At 46.1% G+C, this 13,981-nt stretch carries 6 protein-coding genes; all 6 read left to right on the top strand.

The features are described 5' to 3' along the window. The first annotated feature begins 38 nt into the window (after window positions 1–38). Genes ICL55_RS29940 through ICL55_RS29915 form a run of 6 tightly spaced genes read left to right on the top strand, consistent with a single transcriptional unit; the run spans window position 39 to window position 13,981 of the window. Window positions 39–707 (top strand): class I SAM-dependent methyltransferase, encoded by a 669-nt coding sequence (locus ICL55_RS29940; RefSeq protein ID WP_188104653.1) that lies wholly within the window; start codon window positions 39–41, stop codon window positions 705–707. A gap of 3 nt (window positions 708–710) precedes the next feature. Further along, window positions 711–1,376, top strand: a complete 666-nt coding sequence (locus ICL55_RS29935; RefSeq protein WP_188104651.1) for a class I SAM-dependent methyltransferase — start codon at window positions 711–713, stop codon at window positions 1,374–1,376. A 2-nt stretch (window positions 1,377–1,378) separates the two neighbouring features. After that, complete coding sequence (locus ICL55_RS29930; protein ID WP_188104649.1) at window positions 1,379–2,323, top strand: class I SAM-dependent methyltransferase; 945 nt, start codon at window positions 1,379–1,381, stop codon at window positions 2,321–2,323. Continuing rightward, complete coding sequence (locus tag ICL55_RS29925; RefSeq protein ID WP_188104647.1) at window positions 2,323–6,726, top strand: non-ribosomal peptide synthetase; 4,404 nt, start codon at window positions 2,323–2,325, stop codon at window positions 6,724–6,726. Before ICL55_RS29930 ends, ICL55_RS29925 begins: the two co-directional genes overlap by 1 nt. Beyond that, a complete protein-coding gene (locus ICL55_RS29920; RefSeq protein ID WP_188104645.1) occupies window positions 6,723–9,986 on the top strand; it encodes a non-ribosomal peptide synthetase in 3,264 nt (1,087 codons plus the stop codon). The genes ICL55_RS29925 and ICL55_RS29920 overlap by 4 nt, the downstream gene beginning before the upstream one ends. Next, window positions 9,983–13,981 carry a non-ribosomal peptide synthetase gene (locus ICL55_RS29915; RefSeq protein ID WP_188104642.1) on the top strand — a complete coding sequence of 1,333 codons (3,999 nt, stop codon included), beginning with the start codon at window positions 9,983–9,985 and terminating at the stop codon, window positions 13,979–13,981. Before ICL55_RS29920 ends, ICL55_RS29915 begins: the two co-directional genes overlap by 4 nt.

The following is a 13,981-nucleotide window of genomic DNA, read 5'->3' as shown; positions in this document are numbered from 1 at the left end:
TAAACCCTTCACTCAACACGATTCTCTAAAAAACTTATATGAGATTATTCAACATACTCCCCGTCGGTATCCGTAGGTCCATCAAAGGCCAGCTGGCTGATACAATGGAAAGGATCATTTCCCGTGGCCTTCAGCCGGAGCAGCGTTTTTTTCTCGAAGAGCGGCATTTGCAGAACTGTACTTTCATCAGGAACAGGGAGGAGATGTTGCATTGCATGCCATCAAATGCTGTGGTAGCTGAGATAGGTGTATTGCACGGAGATTTTGCCTCAGAGATACTGCAGAGAAGTCATCCTGAAAAATTATTCCTGATCGACTCGTGGGAGCGCGAGTTCAGTAGGTTAAAAAATGAGGTAGCACAAAGATTCAAAACGGAAATAGGCGCAGGGGTAGTCGAAATCGTACAGTCTAATTCCATCAAAGCGCTTAACAGTTTTCCGGACCATTTCTTTGATTGGGTCTACCTTGATTCAGACCATTCTTATCCATATACCCTGGAAGAGTTAAAAGTGCTTGATAGAAAGATAAAGCCATCGGGCATTATCTGTGGAGATGATTATACGATGGGTGTATGGTATATATGGAATTCATTTGGGGTGATCCAATCTGTCAATGAGTTCTGTATTAGCCATGATTATGAGCTGGTATATTTTGCACTGGCGCCTGGCATGTTCAATTCTTTTGCAATCAGAAAAATTAAAAATTAAAGTATGGGCGCTGTTGATGTGGCATTTAACCTTCTGCCCAAATATGTAAGGTTGTTGACAGTACATAAGCTGGCCAAAAGAATTTCCCGGAAATATTATAAAGACCTACCTCAGCCAAGGGTCTTTCTGGAAGAAATACATATCCGGAACTGTCGTTTCCTCCCTGATCGTTCGGCATTGGTCCGTCATCTGCCGGAGAATGGGGTGGGGGCACTGTTAGGCATAACAGACAAGGCATTTGCAAAGGAAATAGTGAGCCATGGTAACATTAAACAGCTGTTTCTGCTGGATCAGAGAACAGGCCCGAAGTGGCAGGAAGAGATGAAGCAGGTATTTCCCCGAGAAATAGAGAGTGGTAGCGTGCAGCTGGGGGCCTACGGAGAGGGCGAAGCCGGGGAGTTTGCGGATGGCTTTTTCGATTGGGTGTACATCGATACGGGAGGTGCTTATCAAAGAATGAAACAGGAGCTGGAGGTGCTGGACCGTAAGGTGAAAAACGGAGGATTAATTTGTGGGGGCAGATACACTACCGGTGAATGGAAAAAATGGTTCAAGTTTGATACGATTGAAGCGGTGAACGGATTTTGTGTAGAAAAAGGATATGAGCTGTTATTTTTTGTACAGGCTCCCGACATGATGTATTCATTTGCACTGAGAAAACTATCCTGAGTATGGTGACATGCTGTAAAATATGTGCCAATACCGAGCGCAACGTCTTATATGCTGCCCGTGAAATGATGTTTGGTTACAGGGATACCTTCAGCTACTTCACCTGTGGCAATTGCGGTTGCCTGCAAATAAAGGACGCCCCTGCGGAATTGGGAAAATATTATCCGGAAAACTACTATGCTTTTACGCCGCTGAAGGATACTACGCCCGGGCCTGTTGGATGGAGATACAACCGTTTGAAAGACCGGGTCCGATGGTTTTTTACGCCCTATAAAACCACCAAAACCGACTATTGGCTGCATTATATCCGGCACCTGGGCATACAACGAAACGTAAAGATACTGGATGTGGGATGTGGTTCCGGGCAATGGCTTTTTAAACTACGCTCCCTTGGATATCAGTACCTGACTGGGGTGGACCCTTTTATTCCATCCGACCTGTTTTATGAAAATGGGATCAGGATATTCAAAGCTGATCTTTCGGGTATAGAGGGCCGGTTTGACTTTATCCTGTTAAATCACGCTTTTGAGCATATGACAGCGCCCCTTGAAGTAATGCGTCAGTTAAAGGAGCATTTACAGGATAACGGATTGTTGATGATCAGAATCCCTGTCTACCCTTCTTTTGCATGGGAGGAATATAATGTTGACTGGATACAGTTGGATGCGCCCAGGCATTTTTTTATCCATTCGGAGCAGAGTATGTCCCTGTTGGCTATGCAGACCGGGTTGGAGATAGAGAGAATCGTCTATGATTCCACAGCATTCCAGTTCTTTGGGAGTGAGGGATACAAACAGGACCTCCCCCTGATACGTGAGCCTGGCAGAGATTACCCGGTACTTTATAAAAGGGAATTTAAGAATATGGTCAGAAAGGCAGCCCGGCTCAATAAGGACAGGAGAGGTGATCAGGCCTGTTTTTTCATAAGGAAAAAAATGAATAGCTAATGAGAATCTTGTTAACCATGAACGTTCCTTATAGCCGCGTGTCGGGAGGAGCAAATAAGTCTAACAGGGCGCTGTGTGAAGAGTTGCGCAGGCGGAACGTGGACGTAGTGGTCGTAGCTCCCGCATTTTCTGTCCCGGATAAGCATACGCCCGCATCGCTGTTGGAAGAGATGAGACTTGCCGGTATTAATGTTGACATCTTTCCAACTCATTATACTTACCTGATAAATGGCGTTGAAATACATGCTGTAATACAATCGGATAGTCTGCCCGAAGTGTTGACGCAGGTAAGCAGTGGTTTTAATCCCGACTGGATTTTTGTTTCTTCAGAAGATCCTTCTCAGTTGTTATTAAAGACAGCTTTGAAGGTGAAGCCGGACAGCGTAGTTTACCTCGCACATACGCCTCAGATGCTGCCCTTTGGGCCTCAGAGCTTATATCCCGGTAGTAACAGAACGGAGCTTATCAGCAGAGCTGTCTTGACGGTTACCATCAGCAGATTTGTAGCAGATTATATCCGGCAATACAGTGGCCGCGAGGCGATGGTGTGCCACCCGCCTCATTATGGACGTGGTCCATTCCATAATCTGGGATCTATTCACAACTCCTATGTACTGATGGTAAATCCATGTCAGGTAAAAGGACTGGAAATCTTAACCGGGTTAGCAGCAGCCGCGCCCACGCGCACATTTGCGGTGATACCCGGATGGGGAACTACTCCCCGGGATTTGAGGCGGATGGAGGAATTTCCCAACATTATTTTCCTGGAGAACACAGCAGACCTGGATGAACTGTTTAAAAAAGTGTCGGTGCTGCTAATGCCCAGTATATGGGAGGAGGGCTTTGGAATGATCGTTGTGGATGCCATGCTGAGAGGGATACCCGTAATATCCAGTGACCGGGGAGGCATTTCGGAAGCCAAACAGGGTACCGGCTTCCAGATACCTATACTGCCCGTCAGGAGATTTTTGAATGAACACGATGAGCATGAATTTCCCGTGCCGGACATCCCCCCGCAGGACATTGTTCCATGGCTGGCAGCACTGGATGAATTGCTGGGAAATGAGCAGGTTTATGCACGGGAGTCCCACCTTTCCTGGGAAAGGGCGAACGCATTTAATGCCGGTTTGGATGTATCTCCCCTGCTACAAAAACTGGAAAGTTATTCCAGGAGAAAAAAGGTAAACCATCTTACTGCTGAACAAAAGAAGGCCCTTCTACAGAAATTAAACAACAGAAAATCCATATTGCCTGTTGAAAAGCGGGAATACTATCCCGTATCATACTCTCAGCGGCAGATGCTGTTGTTGGATGAAATTGCTACCGGATTTTATGGTTCAATACTTGGTAAGACCGTCGCATTTAGCGGTGCGCTGGACCTGGCAGCATTAAGAAAGGCTGTTGCAGCGCTGATCAGCAGACATGAGTCCTTACGTACACAGTTTATAAAACGGGAGGGAAACTATTGGCAGCAGGTTATTGATCCCGTACTATTCCCGCTTGAAATAGATCGTGAAGATCGGAAGGAGAAGATTATTCATGCTGTTCTCCATGAAAGATTTGACCTGGGTAAAGCGCCATTGCTGAGAATGGGCCTGATACAAACAGGGGATGGCAGTTATCTGTTGACGTTTGCCATGCATCACATTATAAGCGATGGGATCTCTCTGCACGTGTTTATTGCTGAACTGCTTCAGTTGTATGGAGCATATAGCAAAGGCCAGTCTTTGGCATTGCCGCCATTGAAGGTCCAATATAAAGATTACGCATGCTGGCAGCACTCCGATATAGCAAAGGAGAAATTAGCCGCTTCAGGAGAATTCTGGCATCAGGTATTAGCGGGTGAGTTACCGGTCATTAATCTGCCTTACGATTATCCACGCCCGCCTGTAAAGACGTTCATCGGTAAAAGTGTGTCATTTAGCTATTCTCCGCAACGTTTCGGGCGTGTGAAGACACTGAGTCAGGAGGCTGATACCAGCCTTTTTATCACATTGTTGTCGCTGGTAAAGATTTTACTGTACAGGTATACCGATCAGGATGATATCATCGTGGGTATCCCTGTTTCGGGAAGAAAGCAGGAAGAACTCACACAGCAGATCGGGTATTATATCAATATGCTGCCTGTGAGGACCAGTATCGATGGCGGGGCATCCTATTCCGGATTTCTCAGTGATCTGAAGGCCCGCTGCATAGCGGCATATCAGCATGAAGATTATCCTTTTGACAAGCTGATTGATGAGCTGCTAGACAAACGGGATACCAGCAGGTCACCCATATTTGATGTAATGGTATCAATGAGCATAGATGAGTCAGCAGCCAATACCGTTACCACCTCTGTTTTCGATGATATGACAGCAGTGCCTATAGATGATGGTTGGGTAGGCAGCTCACACGACCTGGCATTTATTTTTTCCGGGCAGGACTTTTTTATCACCTATAATGTGGCCTTATTCAACGAAGAGAAAATAAACCGGATGGGTGTCCATCTGTTGCAGATACTGGAGCATATAACAGATGACCCGGACGTACTACTGGACAAGATAAACCTACTGACCGCTGAAGAGCAGGAAAAGCTGCTCGCCTTCGAGCCAGCTGCTTATGAGCCATTACTATTGCATCAACGATTTGAGCAGATGGTGGCCATTTATCCGGGAAACGTGGCATGCAGGTATAAGAACACCACAATTACCTACGCAACGCTTAACAGTTGTGCCAATCAGATAGCACACGTTTTAAGACAAAAAGGAATAGGGAGAGATAAAGTAGTGGCCGTTGCCGGAGAGCGTTCCATTGAAACCATTATCGGTATACTGGGTGTGCTGAAGGCGGGCGGGTGTTATTTGCCTGTTGATATGTCGTTGCCTGTGTCCAGGATCAGTTACATGGTTGAGAACAGCGAATGCATGCTGTTACTCGCTGCCGGTGATCTAAGAGGCTCTCTGGGATGGGATGTTTCTTTTGAGATAATGTGGATCGATGACACTTTATCACAAAATGTTGGTAGGGATAATCCCGAAAATATCAATACGCCGGACGATCTGGCATATATTATTTATACCTCTGGTTCAACAGGTAAACCTAAAGGTGTAATGGTACAGCATAGTAATGTAAGCCGACTCTTTTTTTGTGAAAAAAACCTGTTTGATTTTAGTGCCAGTGATAAGTGGACGCTCTTTCATGCGCTGAATTTTGATTTTTCTGTCTGGGAAATGTATGGTGCATTATTGTTTGGAGGTGAGCTTGTCATTGTGCCGAAGGAACTGACGGTTGACCCATCAGGATTTATGTCGTTGCTTATCGGCGCACAGATCACGGTGCTGAACCAGGTCCCGGGGGCCTTTTATCATCTGGAGGAGGCGGATAAAGCAGGTGCCGGCTTACGGTCGTTGCGCTATGTGATCTTTGGTGGTGATGCGCTTCAGCCAGGCAGACTAAAACATTGGTTTGATAAATATCCCTCACTACGTATGGTGAATATGTACGGTATAACGGAAACCACTGTTCACGTTACTTTCCGGTTGATATCCGAAGAGGACATAAAAAATGGTAAAAGCGTCATCGGTAGCGCTATTCCCACCCTTCATACCTATGTGCTGGACCGCCATCAGCAATTACTTCCCGTTGGTGTTCCGGGAGAATTATATGTAGGCGGCGCCGGGTTGGCCAGAGGTTATTGGGGTGATCCCGAAATGACAGCGAGGAAATTTGTTCCACACCCTTTTATGAAAGAAGAACGATTGTACCGGTCGGGAGACCTGGTATGTGTCAGGGAGGACGGCCTGCTGGACTATCTTGGCCGTATAGATCATCAGGTGAAGATCAGAGGATTCAGGATAGAGCTGGATGAGATCAGATACCATGCAGAGCGTAGTGAGATGATAAAAGAAGCTGTGATAATGGTAAAAACCGCTGAAGATGGAGATACCTATATTTGTGCGTATGTTGTTCCCGCCGACGGTGTGGATGATTGCGAAACGATGCTGCGTTCCTTCCTTTCCCGGCAGTTGCCCGCGTACATGGTCCCTTCTTTTATTATTCCCATCGATAAAGTGCCGCTGACGGCTAATGGAAAAACCGATCAGCGGATATTGCCATTACCTGTGCCGGTGAAGAAACGGGAGGTAACACCGCCGGCTAACCCGCTGGAGGAGCAACTGATGGATATTTGGAAGCAGGTATTGAATAATGATCATTTTGGGGTGACAGATGATTTTTTTGAGATAGGTGGACATAGTTTAAAGGCGAACAGGGTCACTACGCTCATATCCAGGGAACTGCAGGTAGAGGTAAGGTTAGGAGATTTTTTCGATAAACCAAGTATACGGGAGCTGGCTGAGCACATTCACGCGCTAAAAGCCCCTCTTAATTCCGAAACAGATGAAATAGAGATATTATTATGAATACAGCATTGTTTTTAAAGCGCCTTCAACAGGATAATATCAGGTTGAAGCTGATAGATGATCAACTTAAGATAGTGGGTAATAAAGCGCTGTTAACCGGCCCTCTGCTGGAGGAAATCAGGGAAAGACGGGATGAGATTATTCACCATCTGTTGCAAAAACAAATTATCCCGTTTGCCGGGATCAAAGACAGCTATCCGTTGAGTGCGGCCCAAACCCGTTTTTTCTTCCTGCAACAAGTGAATCCACTATCTACGGCTTACAACCTGCCCCAGCAGATATTTATCGGGCCGGTGGCCGATAAAGAAAAAATCCGGAATGCCTTTCAGCAGTTGATCAAAAGACATGATAATTTCCGAACAAGTTTCAGGATGGAAGATGGTATACCTGTACAGGTTATTCACGATGATGTTTATTTTGAACTGGAAGAAAATACAACGGATTTTATCCGCCCGTTTGATCTGAGTAAAGCCCCATTGCTCAGAGCCGCATTGGTCATTGATGACAATGGAAATCATGTATTGCAGGTGGATACACATCATATTGCGAATGATGGGATATCCTGCGAGCTTATCGGAAAAGAGTTGGCGGATATTTATCAGGGGAATACCCTGCCACCTGTAGCGCTTCGTTATGTGGATTTTGCAGAATGGGAGAACAGCGATTCTGTACAGGAACAGATAGCTGATCAGGAACAATATTGGCTGGAACGTTTTTCGGGAACAATTCCGGTGCTGGAACTTCCTGCTGACCACCCAAGACCTTCACTGCCGGAGGAAGAGGGAGAACGCATCCGTTTTGTTTTGTCTAAGAAGGAATCGATGCTGCTGAAACAGGTTGCAGCATCAACGGGCATGACAACCTATATGACCGTATTTGCCATATTCTCCCTGTTGGTATCCAAATTAAGCGGACAGTCCGAAGTCGTTGTCGGGATGCCCGTTTCCGGCCGGATACATCCTGCATTGGACAACATAGCAGGTGTCTTTATCAATACCCTGGCCATTAAGGTAACGCTGAACGATACCATGACCTTGCATGAACTGATGGTAGCTGTAAAGGGGCATATACGGGAGGCCTTCAACCATCAACAGTACCCCTTTGAAAAGCTGGTGGAAAAACTGGGCATGGACAGAATCGAAGGTCGTAATCCAATTTTTGATGTGCAGGTAAATCTGCTTAACTATGGAGCGTTAACGGACGATAATGGACAGAATGAGGAAGCGTTTGAATATCAGAAAGCTGTAAAGCGGTTTGATCTCTCGTTGAATATGGCTGATGGTAAAGAGCGTATCATCATGGATTTTCAGTATTGGGTCCGGTTATTTGAACGCTCAACGGTGGAGCGGTTTATAGGATATTTCAGGAACCTGATATGGCAGCTGGAGCAATGCGATGAACGGGTACTGGGTCAGGTACACCTGATGGGTAATGATGAAGAGGCTGTGGTTCGAAAGTTATCTGCGGGAGCTACTGCTATAAAAGGTCTGCCCGTTCATGAGTTGTTCCGTCAACAGGTGAATAATCGGCCGGACAGAATAGCCCTGGTGTATGAAGGGCAGCAATGGACATATCGCAAAGTGGACGAGGTTTCCGGTAAGCTGGCCAGCCGTCTGGTAAACCGGTATCGGCTGCAAAAGGGAGATATAGCCGGGATTGTATTGGACCGGTCGCCAGCGGCCATCATTGCTATACTGGCCGTTCTCAAGTCAGGAGCTGCCTATTTACCGATTGATCATCAATATCCGGCCAAACGGATACAGTTAATGCTGCAGGATGCTGGGGCCCGTATGGTCATTGCTGACTCCCGTGCTACAGTTAGTACCCATCTGCCGGTGTTATTAATGGACCAGGAAGATTACAGCCAGGAGGAGGAAATCGCTGACGTGGATGTATCTCCTGTTGATGTGGCTTATGTGATCTATACATCCGGGTCAACCGGCACTCCGAAGGGAGTGGTGGTTGCACATGAAAGCCTCACCAATTACACCTGTTGGGCCAACAAATATTATTTCGGTGATAATAGGGAGTACCATTTTGCGCTGCTAACCTCGCTTTCATTTGATCTGACTATTACGGGCATATTCACTACTTTGTTACGGGGAGACCAGCTGCACATTTTTGATTCACAAAAAAACTGGGATGAGATCATTGAAATATTACGCAGCGGGGAATGCCAGGTAAATGCGTTGAAGCTGACTCCTTCTCATATTCGGCTGTTAGGCAGTCATTTACCGGTAAAAGGGACAGTGGACACTATTATTTTGGGAGGTGAAATGCTTACCGCCGTGCATATCAATGCGATAAAAGACGTGTTCCCTTCCGCGCGCATTTTTAATGAATACGGACCTACAGAAGCTACGGTTGGTTGCACCGTACATGAAATTGTGGATGTAAATGACCTTTCCATTGGACGCCCGGTGGATGGTGCTTATATCTATATCCTGAATGCCGGATTGCAGTTACAGCCCATCGGCGTATGGGGGGATATCTATATCGGGGGGATAGGTGTGGCGAAAGGGTATCTTCATCATGATACATTAACAGCTGAACGATTTATACCAGATTTATTCCATCCCGGCGGCAGGATGTACAAGACCGGTGATATTGGTCGCTGGCTGCCTTCCGGAACGATCGCATACAGAGGCCGTAGCGACGAACAGGTAAAAGTCAGGGGATATAGAATAGAGCCGGGTGAGATAGAGCAGGCAATAATGGACCATGAGAAAGTGAAGGCATGTGTGGTCGTGATAAAGCAATATCAGGAGGAGGAATGGATCTGTTGCTACTTTACGTCAACAGATACATTTGCCGTGGATGAAGTACGGAATTATGTTACTACCGTTCTACCGGTGTGGATGGTCCCTCAATATTTTATACAAATGGAGCAGTTCCCGCTTACCATCAATGGGAAACTTGACAAAACAGCATTGCCATCTCCTTTTCCTGATGGACCCCGGCAGTATACGGCGCCCGAAGGGGAAGTTCAGGAAAAATTGGCGTTGATATGGAGCGAAGTGCTGGGGATCGATTTGGGGCGGATAGGGGTAAATAACCGGATATTTGAGTTTGGCGGACATAGTCTGATGATCCTTAAGATACTGGTGCAGATCAGGCATGTTTTCCAGGTGTCAATTAAAGTACAGGAAGTTTATAAGTCGGCAACAATTGCTACCATGGCACGTATCATCGAAAGGAAAAAATGGTCGCTGGATAATGAGACCTCCGATTCTGAACCAGGTAATACCATCATCATATGAGCATAGAGGAGATTATAGACCAGCTGATGGCCAGCAATATCAGGGTAAAGGTTGATGGAGATGATTTGAAATTGGTGGGAATAAGAGCATCCGTGGCGCCCGACCTGCTGGCGGAGATCAGGGCCAATAAGGCTGCACTGATCGAATTTTATAAATCTGCACGGGTAGCGAATCATCTCGTCGATCAAATCCCGGTGGCGGCATACCAGGAGGATGGATACCTTCTTTCATCTGCCCAGCGGCGCTTATGGGCTACCAGCCAGGAAGAAAGCCGTAATGTGTCATGGAATACCTGCTTTGCTTATACAATTGATGGCGATCTGGATTATCCGGCACTTGATCGTTCTTTTCATTCCTTACTGGACAGGCATGAGATATTGAGGACAGTGTTTCGTAAGAGTGGAAACAGTGAGGTGCGGCAGTCGATTCTCCCTGCGGAAGACACCAGCTTCAGTATTGACTATTATGACATGAGAAAGGACCCTGACAGCGAACTGGCCATATCACAAATTATACAAAAGGAAGTTGTAAAGCCATTTCACCTGGAGAAGGGACCGCTGTTTCGTGTTTATCTTTTTCGCAGTGATATGGATCGGTATGTGCTGATGTACGCCATTCATCACATCATCAGTGACGGTTGGTCTATGCTGGTCCTCAACCGCGATCTGATGACGTTTTATAATGCTTATTCGCAGGGTCAGATGCCCTCGTTACAGCCATTGCGTGTACAATATAAGGATTATGCTGCCTGGGAGCAACAGCAGATGGAGGGAGAGCGATGGCAGCGGCACAGAGCCTATTGGATACGGCAGCTTTCCGGAGATTTACCTTTGCTGGACCTACCTTCGCACAAACAACGTCCTCCAAGAAAATCGTACAAAGGAGGAATTATTAAGTGGGAGATACCTGAAGACCTGGCAACAGGGATCAATCTGTTGAGACAAAAAAGTGACGCAACGCTTTTTATGTCATTGTTAGCCCTATTGAACATCTTGATCTATCGTTACTCGGGCAGTGAAGATATTATTATCGGTACGGCCACGGCAGGAAGAGAACACAGGGACCTCGGTGATATGATAGGTTTTTTCGTAAACATGCTGGCGGTCAGGGTCCGTTTTTCAGGATCAGATAGTTTCTACACTTTGCTGGAGAAGGTAAAAAAAGAGTCATTGGACGCTTTTGAACATCAGGCATATCCGATAGATGAACTGATTAAGGAATTGAATATAAAGGCGATCCCCGGCAGGGGTGCGTTATGCGATGTACACCTTACTGTCCAGAATAACAGCCTGGACACCGAAGGTGAAGCCGGAGATGCGGGCTTGGTTATTAAAGGATATAAAGGAGGAGAACATCTGATCAGCAAGTCGGACATGACCCTTACCTTCCGTGAAAGCGGGAAATGTATTCTGGGCAGCCTTGAATACTCCACCGATCTGTTTGATGCCGGTTCCATGGAAAGGTTTACCCGGCATTTCAATAATATGCTGGCAGCCGTGGTGAATACTCCTGAAATGGCTGTCAGTAAGCTGCCGTACCTGAGCAGGGAAGAAACCGCAACATTGCTACATAAATTTAATGATACCGCCTTTCAATTTCCTCCGAATGAAACACTAACGGAAGTATTTGAGGAGCATGCAAAACTGCATCCTGACGGTATTGCGCTGGTGGACGAAACAGCAGCGCTTTCCTATAAACAGTTGAATGAAAAGGCTAATCAGGTGGCCCACTATTTACGTGATACGTACGGTGTGAAGCCAGGAGAAAGAATAGCTGTCAGAATAGGAAGAAGTAACCTGGCCGTGATAGCTATATTGGGCGTAATGAAAAGTGGGGCTGCGTTTTTGCCTATAGATGTGTCACATCCGGAGGAAAGAATCTGCGCCGTTCTTCAGGATAGTGGCTGTAGAATCGTTTTGACGGAAGAACGATTGCAACAGGTTGACGGGAAAATGACCAATCCGGTGCGGCTGCATTGCCCGGAGGACCTGTCCTATATGATATATACATCAGGATCGACCGGCACGCCACGCGGCGTGAATATTCCCCATTCCGGGATCTATAATACGGTACACGCCGCGAAAAAGTCGTTGTGTTTAGGAAAAGATAACAAAGGATTGCAGTTTGCTTCCCTGGCGTTCGATGCTGCTATCTGGGATATTTTTTTGATGTTGACGTCCTGTGGTACGTTGTATATTATTCCGGAAGAGAAGAAGCGTGATCCGGATTTTTTTGAAGCATTTGTAAATAAGCACTCCATTGATTTTGTAACCTTGCCTCCTGCTTTTTTGAATGTGCTGGATCCCGCCAATATGCCTTCATTAAAACAATTGGTTACTGCAGGGGAACCCGCTGTGTGTGAAAAGGTGAAGCTGTTCAGTCAATACCTTACTTATATCAATGCATATGGACCAACAGAGACAAGTATTTGCGCTACTATGTATATGATAGAGAAAGGCGGGAAAATGGAAGGCGATCATGTGCCTATTGGCGTGCCAAATGCCAATACGAAAATCTATATTTTGGATGACAGGCATATGCCGGTGCCTATAGGAGTGACAGGGGAGATAGCTATTGGAGGAGCTGGACTTGCCTCAGGATATTGGAATAATCCGATAGCGACACAGGAGAAATTTATTCCCAACCCGATGGATACTAATGAACGGATATATCTCAGCGGTGATTTGGGTAAGTGGTTGCCGGACGGGAATTTGGTCATTCAGGGCCGAAAAGATGATCAATTGAAAGTAAGAGGGTATCGCGTAGAGCCGGATGAAATTGCGCATGTATTACAGGGATTTCATTTATTGCAGCAGGTAGTGGTGACCGCACATCATAGTCCCGGAGATGAAAAATATCTCGTTGCCTATTTTACTGCTGACAGCATGATAAATATTGCTGAGCTGAAAACATATGCTGCCCGGATATTGCCGGATTATATGGTTCCGGCCCGGTTTGTTCAGCTCGAATATTTTCCGGTTTTATCCTCGGGAAAAGTTGACCGAAAAGCCCTGCCAGAGCTCTGCGATGTAGAGGCGGCCACAACGGAGATACTGCGTCCCCAAAATAGTGTAGAGGAAAAGTTGACCGGGATGTGGGCGGAGATATTGGGAATGCCGGCTGATAAGATCAGCGTAAATGCTGATTTCTTTTTGCTGGGCGGTAATTCTATTAACATAATTACGTTGGCGGGAAAGATCAACCAGATATTTGGGGTTAGTTATCCTTTGAATCAGCTCTACGATGAACCCGTCATTACAATTATCGCAAAGAGCATTCAGCAACAGCTGTTTCGAAATGGCGATACTTATGTGTTCAATAAGGAGCAGTCGCATCGGATCTTCTGTATGCCTCCTATTGCCGGGAATGCCATTTCATATGACCTCCTGGCTGAATGCCTGCCTGAATATTGTTTGTGCTGTTTTGATTATGTCGTTACGGAAGATCCTGTGAAATATTTTGCAGACAGGATTATTGGTCTGTCGAATTGTGCTTCTTACACCTTATTGGGATATTCTGCGGGAGGAAAGATATTATATCCGGTAGCCAGAGAGTTGGAACGCAGGGGGAAGGTTATTGACCAGGTAATCATACTGGATGGTTTTTGGAATGAGTTTCATGGTGAGCAGGACGACAACTGGGCTTATCCGATTTTTGATCCCCGTCTCAGAGAACTGAAACTGGAGGCGGTCAGAGATGAGTTTTATCAGCGGTTATATCACTATGATAAACTTATTAATAATATCCGGTTTGGTGAAAAGTTGTCGTCCGATATTCATTTTGTGATCTCAGAAGGCCAGGTGCATGTTGAAAGTGAAGAAAAAATCAGCTCAGACATCATGGATTTATATGCGACCATGCCAGGTCATACCCACAAGTTATTTACCGTACATAAGGGATATGGGGTGCACGGACAATTGCTGCACGCTGGTTTCGTAGAAAGGAACGCGGCTGTTGTTAAAAATATTTTGGAATTGCAGAAAGCCAGTCATTAA

It is taken from the genome of Chitinophaga varians, from assembly GCF_014529945.1.
Lineage (GTDB): Bacteria > Bacteroidota > Bacteroidia > Chitinophagales > Chitinophagaceae > Chitinophaga > Chitinophaga varians.
The sequence above is the reverse complement of the archived record's forward strand: the minus strand, read 5'-3'. Positions and strand labels throughout refer to the sequence as shown.

Bases quoted from the DNA above. Each gene is read 5' to 3' on its own strand.
- ICL55_RS29940 (WP_188104653.1), top strand. From the start codon at position 39: ATGAGATTATTCAACATACTCCCCGTCGGTATCCGTAGGTCCATCAAA.
- ICL55_RS29930 (WP_188104649.1), top strand. From the start codon at position 1,379: ATGGTGACATGCTGTAAAATATGTGCCAATACCGAGCGCAACGTCTTA.
- ICL55_RS29920 (WP_188104645.1), top strand. From the start codon at position 6,723: ATGAATACAGCATTGTTTTTAAAGCGCCTTCAACAGGATAATATCAGG.
- ICL55_RS29915 (WP_188104642.1), top strand. From the start codon at position 9,983: ATGAGCATAGAGGAGATTATAGACCAGCTGATGGCCAGCAATATCAGG.
- ICL55_RS29935 (WP_188104651.1), top strand. From the start codon at position 711: ATGGGCGCTGTTGATGTGGCATTTAACCTTCTGCCCAAATATGTAAGG.
- ICL55_RS29925 (WP_188104647.1), top strand. From the start codon at position 2,323: ATGAGAATCTTGTTAACCATGAACGTTCCTTATAGCCGCGTGTCGGGA.